Below are 13,388 nucleotides of genomic sequence, written 5' to 3'. Positions count from 1 at the left end.
AGCGTTCCGTACATGAGACTCGGTGTCCTGGACGTGGGTTCGAACACGGTGCATCTGCTGGTGGTGGACGCGCACCCCGGCGCGCGCCCGCTGCCCGCGCATTCGCACAAGGCCGAACTCCGGCTCGCCCAGCTCCTCGACGACAGCGGTGCCATCGGCGAGGAAGGCATCGACCAGCTGATCGCCGTTGTGCGGGACGCGCTCCAGGCCGCCGAGGACAAGGGCGTCGAGGACCTGCTGCCGTTCGCCACCTCCGCCGTCCGCGAGGCCACCAACGCCGACGACGTCCTCGCGCGCGTGGCCGACGAGACCGGCGTACGACTCCAGGTCCTCGCCGGGGCCGAGGAGGCCCGGCTCACCTTCCTCGCCGTACGCCGCTGGTTCGGCTGGTCCGCCGGGAAGCTGCTGGTCCTGGACATCGGCGGCGGTTCCCTGGAGATCGCCTTCGGCATGGACGAGGAACCGGACGCGGCCGTCTCCCTCCCGCTCGGCGCCGGCCGCCTCACCGCCGGCTGGCTGCCCGGCGACCCGCCCGACCCGGAGGACGTCCGCGCCCTGCGCCGCCACGTCCGCACGGAGATCGCCCGCACGGTCGGCGAATTCAGCCGCTTCGGCGCCCCGGACCACGTGGTCGCCACCTCCAAGACCTTCAGGCAGCTCGCCCGCATCGCCGGCGCCGCCCGCAGCGCCGAGGGCCTCTACGTCCAGCGGGAACTCAAACGCGAGTCCCTGGAGGCCTGGGTCCCGCGCCTGGCCGGCATGACGACGGAACAGCGCGCGGAACTGCCCGGCGTCTCGGACGGCAGGGCAGGTCAGCTCCTCGCCGGCGCCCTGGTGGCGGAGGGCGCGATGGACCTCTTCGGCGTGGAGAAACTGGAGATCTGCCCCTGGGCCCTGAGGGAGGGCGTCATCCTCCGCCGCCTCGACCACATGGGCTCGGACTAGCGCCCCCGAAGGCGCGCGGGGAACTGCGCGAGGGGCGACCACGCACCCGCGGCCGCGCAAATGGCAAACCTCACAACGGCGAACAGGCACCCAACACCCGAGCCCCTCGGCGCCGTATGGTGACGGACGTGGCTGAACCAAGGGACGCAGACGTGCGCATCGCGCTCTCGACCGCCTCCGTCTACCCCGAGTCGACGGCGACGGCCTTCGAGATCGCCGCGCGCCTCGGTTACGACGGCGTCGAGGTCATGGTGTGGACCGACCCGGTCAGCCAGGACATCGAGGCCCTGCGTCGCCTCTCGGACTACCACGGCATCCCGATCCTGGCCGTCCACGCCCCCTGCCTGCTGATCACCCAGCGCGTCTGGTCCACCGACCCCTGGGTCAAGCTCCAGCGGGCCCGGGCGGCGGCGGAGAAGCTGGACGCCTCCACCGTCGTCGTCCACCCGCCCTTCCGCTGGCAGCGGCAGTACGCCCGGGAGTTCGTCGACGGGATCTGGCGGATGGCGAACGAGACGGACGTACGGTTCGCCGTCGAGAACATGTACCCCTGGCGCTACCGCGACCGCGAGATGCTCGCCTACGCCCCCGACTGGGACGTCACCCACGACGACTACCGGCACTTCACGATCGACCTCAGCCACACGGCGACGGCCCGCACCGACGCCCTGGGCATGATCGACCGCATGGGGGACCGGCTCGGGCACGTCCACCTCGCCGACGGCCGGGGCTCCGCCAAGGACGAGCACCTGGTGCCCGGCCGGGGCACCCAGCCCTGCGCCGAACTGCTGGAGCGCCTGGTGCACACCGGCTTCGACGGCCACGTCGTGATCGAGGTCAACACCCGGCGGGCGATGTCCGGCGCCGAGCGCGAGGCCGACCTCGCCGAGGCCCTGGAGTACACGCGCAAGCACCTCGCCGCGGCGGCCGTGCGGGTGACCCGCCGATGACCGCCACCCCGCCGGCGAACGACACGGTCCCCGAGCCGCCCGCCCGGCGCCGGGGCCGGCCCCCGCGCACCGAGTCCGCCGGCACCCGGGACCGCATCCTCGCCGCCGCCCGCGAGGAGTTCTCCGCGCGCGGCTACGAGAAGACGTCCGTACGCGGCATCGCCAAGGCCGCCGGCGTGGACTCCGCGCTCGTCCACCACTACTTCGGCACCAAGGAGCAGGTCTTCGAAGCGGCCATCGAGGTCGCCTTCGCCCCCGCGCTGAACGCGCCGGGGGCGGTCGCCGAGGGCCCCCCGGACGCCGTCGGCGAGCGGCTGACCCGGTTCATCTTCGGCATCTGGGAGAACCCCACCACCCGCACCCCGCTGCTCGCCATCGTGCGCTCCGCCGTCAACAACGACACGGCCGCCGCCGTCTTCCGCCGCCTGGTCGCCACCCAACTGCTGCGCCGCATCGCCGCCCAGCTGGAGCTGCCGGACGCCGAGCTGCGCGCCGAGCTGGCGGCCGCCCAGCTGGTGGGCTGTGCCATGCTCCGTTACGTGATCAAGGTGGAGCCGCTGGCGTCGGCGGACCTGGAGCGCATCATCGCCCGGGTCGCCCCCGTCGTACAGGGGCACCTGACTGCTCCATGAAACGCGCGTCCCGCGATTCGGACACCTTGTCCCGCCCACTGGATGACCGGCGTACGCTCGATGACAGCCACATCCGTCTGAAGGAGCGAGCGACGATGCCCGAGCTGAGGTCCCGCACAGTCACCCACGGCCGCAACATGGCGGGCGCCCGCGCCCTTATGCGCGCCTCCGGTGTACCCGGTGCGGACATCGGCCGGAAGCCGATCATCGCCGTCGCCAACTCCTTCACCGAATTCGTGCCGGGCCACACCCACCTCCAGCCGGTCGGCCGGATCGTCAGCGAGGCGATCAAGGAGGCGGGCGGCATCCCGCGCGAGTTCAACACCATCGCCGTCGACGACGGCATCGCCATGGGCCACGGCGGCATGCTGTACTCCCTGCCCTCCCGCGACCTGATCGCGGACTCGGTCGAGTACATGGTCGAGGCGCACTGCGCCGACGCCCTGGTCTGCATCTCCAACTGCGACAAGATCACTCCGGGCATGCTGATGGCGGCCCTGCGCCTGAACATCCCGACGGTCTTCGTCTCCGGCGGCCCCATGGAGTCCGGCCGCGCCACCCTCGTGGACGGCACGGTCCGCACGCTCGACCTGGTCGACGCGATCTCCGACGCCGTCAACGACAAGATCTCCGACGAGGACATCCTCCGCATCGAGGAGAACGCCTGCCCCACCTGCGGCAGCTGTTCCGGCATGTTCACCGCCAACTCGATGAACTGCCTGACCGAGGCCATCGGCCTCTCCCTGCCCGGCAACGGCTCGGTCCTCGCCACCCACACCGCGCGCCGCGCCCTGTACGAGAACGCGGCCCGCACGGTCATGGACCTCACCCGCCGCTACTACGAGCAGGACGACGACACCGTCCTGCCCCGCAACATCGCCACCTTCCAGGCCTTCGAGAACGCCATGGCCCTGGACATCGCGATGGGCGGCTCCACCAACACGATCCTGCACCTGCTGGCCGCCGCGCAGGAGGCGGGCGTCCCGTTCGGCCTGGACCAGATCGACGCCGTCTCGCGCCGCGTGCCCTGTCTGGCGAAGGTGGCCCCCAACGTCGCCAAGAACCGCACGTACTACATGGAGGACGTGCACCGCGCCGGCGGCATCCCGGCCCTCCTCGGCGAACTGCACCGCGCCGGCCTGCTCAACGAGGACGTGCACGCCGTGCACAGCCCCTCCCTCGCCGACTGGCTGAAGACCTGGGACGTCCGCGGCGGTTCCCCGTCGCAGGAGGCGGTCGAGCTGTGGCACGCGGCCCCCGGATGCGTCCGCTCCGCCGAGGCGTTCTCCCAGTCCGAGCGCTGGGAGGCCCTGGACGAGGACGCCGAGAACGGCTGCATCCGCTCCGTCGAGCACGCCTACTCCAAGGACGGCGGCCTCGCGGTCCTGCGCGGCAACCTCGCCGTCGACGGCTGCGTGGTCAAGACGGCCGGCGTGGACGAGTCGATCTGGACCTTCGAGGGCCCGGCCGTCGTCTGCGAGTCCCAGGAGGAGGCCGTCCAGCGCATCCTGACCCAGGAGGTCAAGGACGGCGACGTCGTCGTCATCCGCTACGAGGGCCCCAAGGGCGGCCCCGGCATGCAGGAGATGCTGTACCCGACCTCGTACCTGAAGGGCCGTGGCCTCGGCAAGAGCTGCGCCCTGATCACCGACGGCCGCTTCTCCGGCGGCACCTCGGGCCTCTCCATCGGCCACGCCTCGCCCGAGGCGGCCTCCGGCGGCACGATCGCCCTCGTCCAGGACGGCGACCGCATCCGCATCGACATCCCGGGCCGCACGATCGAGCTGCTGGTCGACGAGGCCGAGCTGGCCCGCCGGGAGCAGGCCCTGAACGGCGTCTACGCCCCCAAGAACCGCGAACGCAAGGTCTCCGCCGCCCTGCGCGCCTACGCGGCGATGGCGACGAGCGCGGACAAGGGCGCCGTGCGCGACGTGTCCCGCCTGGGCTGAGCCACGACAGCAGGGGCCGCTCCCGACCGGGGCGGCCCTTCGCCGTTCCACGGGCGGTCGCCGTTCGCCGTTCCACGGGCGGCCGGCCCTTCGCCGTTCGGTGGCCGGCCCTTCGCCGTTCCGGGCGGCCTTCGCCGGGTCACGGACGGCCCCTGGGTGGATCACCGGACCGCTCGCCGTCCCCAGCCCCACCGGGCCGTCCGCTGTCCCCGCACCGCCCGGCCTCTTCCCGGGTCCGGGGTCACCAGGCCGACGGGTTCCCGCTGTCCACGGTGAAGACCGTGCCGTCGGGCGCGGCGGCGAGGACGCGGGTGTCGACCGGCACCGGTGCGGGCGGGGTGCTCATGACCTCGGCCGAGTTCGCGCCCAGCCGCGCCGGCGTCTGCCCGACGAGCCTGCCGTTCCCGGCGTCGACGGCGAGCAGCCGGCCGTCGCTCGCGGTGAGGTACACCCGACCGCGCCGCACGACGGGTGCCGAACCACGGCTCACCGACGTCTCCAGGTGCCACAGGTGCTTGCCCGACCGCCCCGATTCCAGGTCCACGGCGTCCAGGGAGCCACCGGTGGCCAGCACGTACACCACGTTCCCGCGCACCGTCGCGTGCGCGCCGTCGAGGACGGCGGGCAGCGCGACGCGCCGGGTCGCGCCCGTGCCGGGGCTGTAGCGGACGATCTCCGTGGCGCCGTACGCGCTGTCCACGGCCAGGAAGAACACCGAACCGTCCTGCGCCGCGAACGGCTTGAGCCAGCCACCGAGCCGTACGTCCCACCGCACCCGGCCGGTGCCCGGGTCCACGGCGGTCACCCGTGTGCTCGTCCCGTCGGCGGACGTACGCGTCGCGAAGGCCGTCGAGGCGCCGGGGAAGGCGTCGAGGGCCGGCATGCCCTGACCGGGTACCGCGCTCCGCCAGCGGGTGGCGCCGTTCGCGCCGTCCACGCCGGTGACCCTGCCGTCGGCGCTGGCGAGCAGGGCCGTGTCACCGGCGTACCGCACGGTCGTCCCAGCCGGCAGCCGTCGCTGCCACACCTGTCTGCCCGTGGCCGGATCCAGGCCGGCGAGCCGTGAGCCGCCGTCCGTGTACGGCTGGACCAGCCCACCGGAGAGGACCGGGGGCCCGCTCGTGGACCGGGTGTCGACCGAACGCCGCCACAGCAGGGCGCCGTCGCTCGCGGAGAGCGCGAAGACGACACCCGGCCGCGCGCAGAACACCTTCCCGGCCCCGTACGCGCAGTGCGGCATGCCCTCGCCGCCGACCGCCGGCCGGGCCGTCCACGCGCTGCCGGAAGCCGCCGTCAGCGTCGGCTCGCCCTTCCTCGTGGGTGACTGATCGTTTCCGCCGGACGCCCACACCGAGACGAGCGCACCGAGCAACGCCAGCCCCAGGCTGCCGGCCGTCAGCGCCACCACTCGCCGACGCCCCGGGCCTCGGCCCGTACGCCGACCGGCACCGTCGGAACGACCGGCTCCAGCGGAAGCGCCCCCTGCCTCCGCCCCTTCCCCTTCCCCTGCCTCCGCCCCGGCTTCCGCAGGAGCCCGGTCCTCGCCCGCCCGTTGCTCCGCACCCGTCCGCTGCGCCGGTATGAACGCCTGGGTGTCGTACGAGGCCGCCACCGAGCGCAGTTCCCGCATCAGTTCGTCCGGCGTGGGCCGGTCCTCAGGCTCCTTGGCGAGACACCGGCGTACCAGCGGGGCGAGCCCTTCCGGTACGCCGGTCAGGTCGGGTTCGTCGTGGACCACCTGGTAGGCGACGACGTACGGACTGTCGGAGTCGAACGGCCCGCGCCCGGTGGCCGCGTGCACCATCACCGAACCGAGCGCGAAGATGTCGGCGGCCGGGCCGACCTCCCGGGGCCGCCGGAACTGCTCGGGCGCCATGAACGGCGGAGTGCCGATCAACTTCCCGGTCTCGGTGCGCAGTTCGCTGTCCTTCGGCCGGGAGATGCCGAAGTCGATGACTTTCGGCCCGTCCTCGGCGAGCAGCACGTTGCTGGGCTTGAGATCCCGGTGCACGACCCCGACCCGGTGGATGTCCCGCAGCGCCTCGGCGAGCCCCGCCATCAGCCGGCGCAGCTGCTCCGTGGGCATGGGGCCCTTCCGCTTCACATGGTCGGAGAGGGTCGGCCCGGGGATGAACAGGGTGGCCATCCAGGGGCGTGCGGCCTCTGGATCGGCGTCCACGACGGGTGCCGTGAAGGCCCCGCTGACCCTGCGCGCGGCGGCCACCTCCTGCCGGAAACGGCCCCTGAACTCCGGATCCCGCGCGAACTCGGCGTGTACGACCTTCACCGCGAGCCGCATCCCGGAGGTGCTCCGGGCGAGGTGTACGACCCCCATGCCGCCGGAGCCCAGGCAGGACTCCAGCCGATAGTGCCCGGCGTACTCGGGAAGTTCCGGTTCCGCGCCCGCTCCGGTGTTGCGCTGTGGCGCCATGGACCACCCCCGTGCTCTTCGTCCGCGCGCGCGACGCACGGAGCCTAGTCGATGACTCGTACGAGACAGAGGCGGCTTGCTAGCGTCTGGGTGGCGAGTCGCGCACCTGCGTTTCGCGCCGAGTTCCAGGAAAACGACGGGGGAGGACCATTTTCATGTCAGTCGACCGCGCACAAGAGGCCGAGGCCATCGGGAACGGCACCGGCGGTGCCGAGGACGTGGTGACGGAGGCGGCGGCAGCCGTCCGCACCTACGCCGTCGCACCCGGCGTCCGCCTGAACGTCCGCAGCGGACCGGGCACCCAGTACAACCTGGTCCGCGTCCTGCCGGAGGGCGTCCGGGTGCCGATCTACTGCCAGACGCCCGGCACGACGGTGACGGGCACCTACGGCACGACGAACATCTGGGACCTCATCGACAGCGGCGAGTACGTCTCGGACGCCTACGTCCACACAGGCACCGACGGCTACATCGCCCCACGCTGCGGCTGACACCGGCTAGCACGCGCTGCGCCCGGCCGGGCCGTGCTGGGCCCGGCCGGGAACTGCCGGCACCCGGCACGACCGGGCCTGACCGCCGCCGACCGGCACCCGGCACGGCCGGCACCGCGAGCCATCCCGCCCCGCGGGGTCATGCTTCTGCGGAGTGGGGGGCGTCGGGGGGTGCTTCGGCGGGGCCGGGGGCGTGGGGGCCGCGGGACCATGCCTCAGGGGAGTCGGGGCCGCCAACGCGGAACCACCCAGCCGGCACCGCCCCCCGGCCCGGCAGGCGCCTCGCCGGAACCCGCCCGGCCCGGGAGCCACCCCTATCCCCAACCGGCCCCCGCTCCACCACGAGCCCACCCACCCCCGCAGCCCACCCACCTCAGCAGCCCCCCGCCCAGACCCCGCCCCGCCCGGAAGCCCGTCCGCCGTCGGCGCCATAATCGTGCTGTGAGCGACGAAACCGGCACCCCGGACACCTCGGCGGACTCCGTCGGCCGCGCGGCCGAGGGCGACGGCGCGCCGCCGCAGGCCGGTGGCCCCCGCCCCGAGCCCCTGCGCTTCTTCGGCACCTCCTGGGTGAACCACGACAACGGCTACGCGGCCCGCCGCGCCGGTGTCGCCGTCGGCTCCCTCGCCGCCGCCGCGGTCTCCTGCCTGGTGCTGCGCCTCGCCTACGAGGGCATCCAGATCGCCGAGTCCGGCTCCTTCGTGACCGTGCTGGTCGTCGCCATGTTCGCGATCTGCAGCGCGCTCGCCTTCCGCAACACCTGGGAGGGCTTCGGCAGGCGCCACGACCCGCAGCGCCAGGCATCCCTGCGCGGTCTGCTCGCCATCGGCTTCGTCGGCACCCTCCTCGCCTACTTCTTCCGCTCCCTCACGGAGGCACCGGGCGAGAAGCTGCACCGCGAGGAGTACGAACAGGCCCGCGAGGCCCACGCGCGCCGCACCACCCGCCGCACCGGCAACCCGTCGAAGAAGAAGCGCCGCCGGTAGCACGGCGCCGGCGGAACGGCGGCGGTGGAACCGCGTCGGCACGACGGAGAAGGGGGTACGGCAGGCGCGCGGCGATGCCGTAGACAGGACCCCATGACCGTCACCGAGCCGTCACCCGCCGACCCGCACGCCTCCCACGCGGCCCGCGCCGCGTCCTTCAACTCCGCCGCCGCCCAGTACGCCGCGAACCGCCCCTCCTACCCGCCCGCCCTCTTCGACGCCGTCGAGGAACTGTCCGGCCGCCCCCTCCGGGGCGCCAGGACGGTGGACGTCGGCGCGGGCACCGGCATCGCCACCGCCCTCCTGCACGCCCGGGGCGCCGACGTCCTCGCCGTCGAACCCGGAGCGGGCATGGCCGCCGAGTTCCGCCGCGCGCTCCCGCACATCCCGCTCGTCCGGGGCAACGGCAACGCCCTGCCCGTCACCGACGCCCACGCCGACCTCATCACCTGTGCCCAGGCCTGGCACTGGACCGACCCGGCCCACTCGGTGCCGGAGGCGCTGCGCGTGCTGCGCCCAGGCGGTGCGCTGGCGCTGTGGTGGAACACCGAGGCGCTGGACGTCGGATGGATCGCCGACGCCGCCCGCCGCGTCGGCCGTTTCCTGGGCCTCGACGCCGCCGCCGAGGCGCGCAAGGTCGGTGACCGCATCGAGCTGGCCGACCCCAGCGGACGTCTGGACTTCATCCGCCACACGGTCCGCTGGAGCCGCCGCGTCCCGGTCGACACCCATCTCGCCAACATCGGCAGCCACTCGGCCTTCCTCATCAGCCCCGAGGAGCGCACGGCCGCCTTCCTCGCCGAGGAGCGCGCCCACCTCCTGGAGGTCTTCCCGGACGGCATGGTCGAGGAGACCTACGACGTCCTCCTCCTGGTCGCCCGCAAGCCCTGACCCGGCATCCCGGCTCTCCCGCGCCCCTCCCCCGCTCCCACCCCCTTCGCATCGACCCTTGACGTCCAGCCTCTCCAGCCCAATTATTCATCACATGATGAATTCTGAGCCGGACCGTTCACCCCCCGCTGTCCCCACCCCCGCCATCCACGCCGACGACCTCACCGTCACCCGCGGTCCCCGCACGGTCCTGCACCACCTCCGCTTCACCGTCCCCCGCGGCCGGATCACCGGCCTGCTCGGCCCCTCCGGCTGCGGAAAATCCACCCTCATGCGCTCGATCGTCGGCACCCAGGACAAGGTCACCGGCACCCTCGACGTCCTCGGCCACCCGGCCGGCCACCCCACCCTGCGCAGCCGCATCGGCTACGTCACCCAAGCCCCCTCCGTCTACGACGACCTCACCGTCCGTCAGAACCTCGACTACTTCGCCGCGATCCTCGACCCCGGCCGCGCCGCCGCCGACCGCCGCGACCAGCACGTCACCCAGGCCATCACCGACGTCGACCTCACCAGCCACGCCGACGCCCTCGCCGGCAACCTCTCCGGCGGCCAGCGGGGCCGCGTCTCCCTCGCCGTCGCCCTCCTCGGCACCCCCGAACTCCTCGTCCTCGACGAACCGACCGTCGGCCTCGACCCCGTCCTGCGCCGGGACCTGTGGCACCTCTTCCACGACCTCGCCGCCACCCGCGGCACCACCCTCCTCGTCTCCTCCCACGTCATGGACGAGGCCGAGCGCTGCCACCGCCTCCTCCTCATGCGCGAGGGCGAGGTGCTGGCTGGGGGAGAAACCCCCGACGCCCTGCGCACCCGCACCGGCACCGACACCGTCGAGGCCGCCTTCCTGCGCCTGGTCGACGAAGCCGCAGGCCGCACGAAAGAGAGCACCCGATGAACCCGAGCTTCCTGACCACGGTGCGCACGACGATCCCGCCGGCCCCCGCCACGCGGCCCCGCGCCCTCAACGCCGCCCGCACCACCGCCACCGCGGCCCGGGTCCTGCGCCAGCTCCGCCACGACCCGCGCACCATCGCGCTGATGGTGCTGATCCCCTGCCTGATGCTGATCCTGCTGCGCTACGTCTTCGACGCCAGCCCACGCACCTTCGACAACATCGGCGCCTCGCTGCTCGGCATCTTCCCGCTGATCACGATGTTCCTGGTCACCTCCATCGCCACCCTGCGCGAACGCACCTCCGGCACCCTCGAACGCCTCCTCGCCCTGCCCCTCGGCAAGGCCGACCTCATCGCCGGCTACGCCCTCGCCTTCGGCGCCCTCGCCCTCGTCCAGTCCGCCCTCGCCACCGGACTCGCGGTCTGGCTCCTCGGCCTCGACGTCACCGGCTCCCCCTGGCTGCTCCTCCTCGTCGCCCTCCTCGACGCCCTGCTCGGCACGGCCCTCGGTCTCTTCGTCTCGGCCTTCGCGGCCTCGGAGTTCCAGGCGGTCCAGTTCATGCCCGCGGTGATCTTTCCCCAGCTCCTCCTGTGCGGCCTGTTCACCCCCCGCTCCGACATGCACCCCGTCCTGGAAACCGTCTCCGACGTCCTGCCGATGTCCTACGCCGTCGACGGCATGAACCAGGTCCTCCACCACACCGACATGACGGCGACCTTCGTCCGCGACGTCCTGATCGTGGCCGGCTGCGCCCTGCTCGTCCTGGCCCTGGGCGCGGCGACGCTACGACGGCGTACGGCGTGACCCAGGGCCCCACCAGCTGACGTTCCGCCCACCGGACAACCCGCCCGCGCACCCCACCCCGGTGCCAGACTGAACCGCATGAGCCAGAAAGTCGCAGTCCTCGGCACCGGCAAGATCGGCGAAGCCCTGCTCAGCGGAATGATCCGGGCCGGCTGGGCCCCCGACGACCTCCTGGTCACCGCCCGCCGCCCCGAACGAGCCGAAGAACTCCGCACCCGCTACGGAGTCACCCCGGTCACCAACACCGAGGCCGCCAAGACCGCCGACACCCTGATCCTCACGGTCAAGCCGCAGGACATGGGCACCCTCCTGGACGAACTCGCCCCGCACGTCCCCGCCGACCGCCTGGTCATCAGCGGAGCCGCCGGCATCCCCACCTCCTTCTTCGAGGAGCGCCTCGCCGCGGGCACCCCCGTCGTCCGAGTCATGACCAACACGCCCGCCCTCGTCGACGAGGCCATGTCGGTCATCTCCGCCGGCAGCCACGCCACCGAACAGCACCTCGCACACGCCGAGGAGATCTTCGGTGGCGTCGGCAAGACCCTCCGCGTCCCCGAGAGCCAGCAGGACGCCTGCACCGCACTGTCCGGCTCCGGCCCGGCGTACTTCTTCTACCTGGTCGAAGCCATGACCGACGCCGGCATCCTGCTCGGTCTCCCGCGCGACAAGGCCCACGACCTCATCGTCCAGTCCGCGATCGGCGCCGCCGTGATGCTCCGGGACAGTGGCGAACACCCCGTCAAGCTCCGGGAGAACGTCACCTCCCCGGCCGGCACCACCATCAACGCCATCCGCGAACTGGAGAACCACGGCGTACGAGCCGCCCTCATCGCCGCCCTCGAAGCCGCCCGCGACCGCAGCCGCGAACTCGCCTCCGGCAAGAAGGACTGAACCGGCCGACCCCGCTGGAGCGCCGCCCGGCTAACGCGCGGCGCTCAGCGAAGGCTCGGCCACGGGCGGCAGCATCCCGATCGCCCTGTAGGCCGTATCGACCGTCGGCCGGGCCAACGCCCGCGCCTTCTCCGCACCATCCCGCAGCACCCCCTCGACATACGCCGGATCAGCGCACAGCTCCCGGTGCCTGGCCTGCACCGGCCGCAGCACCTCCACCACCGCCTCCGCGGTGTCCTTCTTCAAAGAGCCGTACGAGTCGTAAACGTCTGCCAGTGACTCAGGGTTCCCACCCGTGCACGCAGCGAGAACATCCAGCAGGTTCGATAGGCCCGGCCGCGCCGCCCGGTCGTAGACGACGTCCCGCCCGCTGTCCGTCACGGCCCGCAGCACCTTCTTGCGCACCACGTCCGGCTCGTCCAGCAGATAGACGATCCCCGCCCCCGACTCGTCCGACTTCCCCATCTTCCTCGTCGGGTCCTGGAGGTTCATCACCCGTGCCGCCACCTGCGGAATCGTCGCCCTCGGCACCACGAACGCCTGCCCGTAGCGCTGGTTGAACCGCACCGCCAGGTCCCGGGTCAGCTCCACGTGCTGCGCCTGGTCCTCGCCGACCGGAACCTCGTCCGTGCCGTACGCCAGGATGTCCGCCGCCATCAGGACCGGATACGTCAGCAGCGACAGCCGCACACTCCCACCACGGTCCCGCTCCTTCGCGGCCTTCTCCTTGTACTGGATCATCCGCCGCATCTCACCGTCGGTCGCCACGCACTCCAGCAGGTATGACAGCCGCGTGTGCTCGTCGACATGGCTCTGCAGGAACACCGTGCACACCGCGGGGTCGAGCCCGGCCGCCAGCAACAGGGTCGCCGTCTGCCGACTGAGCCTGCGTACGCGCGCCGGATCGTGGTCCATGGTCAGCGCGTGCAGATCCACCACACAGAACAGCGAGTCCGCCCGGTGCTGGTCCACCTCCGCCCAGCGCCGCATGGCCCCCAGGTAGTTGCCCAGGGTCAGGTGCCCGGTCGGCTGAATCCCGCTGAAGACCCGAGTCATCTCCACTCCACCTTCTGGTCGGGACCGCCGCCCCTGCGGCCGGCCCCCCGAGACCCGGAGGGAGATACGAGAACGGCCGCCGAGGCGGCGGCCGTTGAGTGCATACGTGAGTCGGCCGCCGTCAGGCGGCCCACCAGAGCTGGGTACACGTACGCGTCATCACGCAGTCCACAGTACGCCGCCGGAGTGCCCCGCGGCGGCGAGTTGACACACCCCGCGCCCATACGTAGTGTTCTCCGAGTTGTCCGACGTGAGCGCCGACTCCGGTCGGTCCCCGGGCAGCCATTCCGCAGTACCACCCACTCAATCGACGCCCTCAGCGTCGGCTGCTTTGGCGTGCGTATTTGCGAAATGAGGAATCCGCGTTCGAAAGGGCGCCGGCCCCCGATTAGCTCGGGAGCCAGGAATCCGCTAAAGTCTCACTCGTCGGAACGGCCCAACGGCCGGGAAGACAAACCCCGCTGACC

The 13,388-nt window shown here is 72.4% G+C and carries 12 protein-coding genes; 10 read left to right on the top strand and 2 right to left on the bottom strand.

Annotated features, from left to right (window positions below):
• Positions 1-12 precede the first annotated feature (12 nt).
• The 4 genes from C3492_RS38810 to ilvD all read left to right on the top strand — a co-directional run bounded on the left by C3492_RS38810 (position 13) and on the right by ilvD (position 4,476).
• Positions 13-945, top strand: a complete 933-nt coding sequence (locus tag C3492_RS38810; protein WP_103817319.1) for a Ppx/GppA phosphatase family protein — start codon at positions 13-15, stop codon at positions 943-945.
• A 128-nt stretch (positions 946-1,073) separates the two neighbouring features.
• On the top strand, positions 1,074-1,895 hold the full coding sequence (locus tag C3492_RS38805; protein ID WP_165951822.1) for a sugar phosphate isomerase/epimerase: 822 nt from the start codon (positions 1,074-1,076) through the stop codon (positions 1,893-1,895).
• Positions 1,892-2,527 carry a TetR/AcrR family transcriptional regulator gene (locus tag C3492_RS38800; RefSeq protein WP_103817317.1) on the top strand — a complete coding sequence of 212 codons (636 nt, stop codon included), beginning with the start codon at positions 1,892-1,894 and terminating at the stop codon, positions 2,525-2,527. The genes C3492_RS38805 and C3492_RS38800 overlap by 4 nt, the downstream gene beginning before the upstream one ends.
• A gap of 95 nt (positions 2,528-2,622) precedes the next feature.
• Positions 2,623-4,476 (top strand): dihydroxy-acid dehydratase, encoded by a 1,854-nt coding sequence (ilvD, locus tag C3492_RS38795; RefSeq protein ID WP_103817316.1) that lies wholly within the window; start codon positions 2,623-2,625, stop codon positions 4,474-4,476.
• A gap of 241 nt (positions 4,477-4,717) precedes the next feature.
• Here ilvD and C3492_RS38790 read toward each other — a convergent pair whose 3' ends face one another.
• Positions 4,718-6,907: a serine/threonine-protein kinase gene (locus C3492_RS38790; protein ID WP_103817315.1), complete on the bottom strand. Its 2,190-nt coding sequence runs from the start codon at positions 6,905-6,907 to the stop codon at positions 4,718-4,720.
• 155 nt (positions 6,908-7,062) lie between these two features.
• Here C3492_RS38790 and C3492_RS38785 point away from each other — a divergent pair, with 155 nt between their 5' ends.
• The 6 genes from C3492_RS38785 (at position 7,063) to proC (ending at position 11,865) form a co-directional block, all read left to right on the top strand.
• The gene (locus C3492_RS38785; protein WP_103817314.1) at positions 7,063-7,398 is read left to right on the top strand and encodes an SH3 domain-containing protein; all 336 of its coding nucleotides are present in this window, start codon (positions 7,063-7,065) and stop codon (positions 7,396-7,398) included.
• Between the two features lie 441 nt (positions 7,399-7,839).
• Positions 7,840-8,385 (top strand): hypothetical protein, encoded by a 546-nt coding sequence (locus C3492_RS38780; RefSeq protein WP_103817313.1) that lies wholly within the window; start codon positions 7,840-7,842, stop codon positions 8,383-8,385.
• A gap of 93 nt (positions 8,386-8,478) precedes the next feature.
• Positions 8,479-9,276 (top strand): class I SAM-dependent methyltransferase, encoded by a 798-nt coding sequence (locus tag C3492_RS38775; protein WP_103817312.1) that lies wholly within the window; start codon positions 8,479-8,481, stop codon positions 9,274-9,276.
• Positions 9,277-9,370: 94 nt separating this feature from the next.
• Positions 9,371-10,171, top strand: coding sequence for an ABC transporter ATP-binding protein (locus C3492_RS38770; protein WP_103817311.1), 801 nt, complete (start codon positions 9,371-9,373; stop codon positions 10,169-10,171).
• Positions 10,168-10,974 (top strand): ABC transporter permease, encoded by an 807-nt coding sequence (locus C3492_RS38765; RefSeq protein WP_103817310.1) that lies wholly within the window; start codon positions 10,168-10,170, stop codon positions 10,972-10,974. The genes C3492_RS38770 and C3492_RS38765 overlap by 4 nt, the downstream gene beginning before the upstream one ends.
• A 78-nt stretch (positions 10,975-11,052) precedes the next feature.
• Positions 11,053-11,865: a pyrroline-5-carboxylate reductase gene (gene proC / locus C3492_RS38760; protein ID WP_103817309.1), complete on the top strand. Its 813-nt coding sequence runs from the start codon at positions 11,053-11,055 to the stop codon at positions 11,863-11,865.
• 30 nt (positions 11,866-11,895) lie between these two features.
• Here proC and trpS read toward each other — a convergent pair whose 3' ends face one another.
• Positions 11,896-12,921 carry a tryptophan--tRNA ligase gene (trpS, locus tag C3492_RS38755; protein ID WP_103817308.1) on the bottom strand — a complete coding sequence of 342 codons (1,026 nt, stop codon included), beginning with the start codon at positions 12,919-12,921 and terminating at the stop codon, positions 11,896-11,898.
• Positions 12,922-13,388: the final 467 nt, after the last annotated feature.

The sequence above is a fragment of the Streptomyces sp. Ru62 genome, from assembly GCF_002920615.1.
Classification (GTDB): Bacteria; Actinomycetota; Actinomycetes; order Streptomycetales; family Streptomycetaceae; genus Streptomyces.
The sequence above is the reverse complement of the archived record's forward strand: the minus strand, read 5'-3'. Positions and strand labels throughout refer to the sequence as shown.

What these genes read in the sequence shown, in the direction of transcription:
- C3492_RS38765 (WP_103817310.1), top strand. Translation starts at nt 10,168, where the DNA reads ATGAACCCGAGCTTCCTGACCACGGTGCGCACGACGATCCCGCCGGCC.
- proC (WP_103817309.1), top strand. Translation starts at nt 11,053, where the DNA reads ATGAGCCAGAAAGTCGCAGTCCTCGGCACCGGCAAGATCGGCGAAGCC.
- C3492_RS38785 (WP_103817314.1), top strand. Translation starts at nt 7,063, where the DNA reads ATGTCAGTCGACCGCGCACAAGAGGCCGAGGCCATCGGGAACGGCACC.
- C3492_RS38770 (WP_103817311.1), top strand. Translation starts at nt 9,371, where the DNA reads ATGATGAATTCTGAGCCGGACCGTTCACCCCCCGCTGTCCCCACCCCC.
- C3492_RS38800 (WP_103817317.1), top strand. Translation starts at nt 1,892, where the DNA reads ATGACCGCCACCCCGCCGGCGAACGACACGGTCCCCGAGCCGCCCGCC.
- trpS (WP_103817308.1), bottom strand. Translation starts at nt 12,921, where the DNA reads ATGACTCGGGTCTTCAGCGGGATTCAGCCGACCGGGCACCTGACCCTG.
- ilvD (WP_103817316.1), top strand. Translation starts at nt 2,623, where the DNA reads ATGCCCGAGCTGAGGTCCCGCACAGTCACCCACGGCCGCAACATGGCG.
- C3492_RS38810 (WP_103817319.1), top strand. Translation starts at nt 13, where the DNA reads ATGAGACTCGGTGTCCTGGACGTGGGTTCGAACACGGTGCATCTGCTG.
- C3492_RS38775 (WP_103817312.1), top strand. Translation starts at nt 8,479, where the DNA reads ATGACCGTCACCGAGCCGTCACCCGCCGACCCGCACGCCTCCCACGCG.
- C3492_RS38790 (WP_103817315.1), bottom strand. Translation starts at nt 6,907, where the DNA reads ATGGCGCCACAGCGCAACACCGGAGCGGGCGCGGAACCGGAACTTCCC.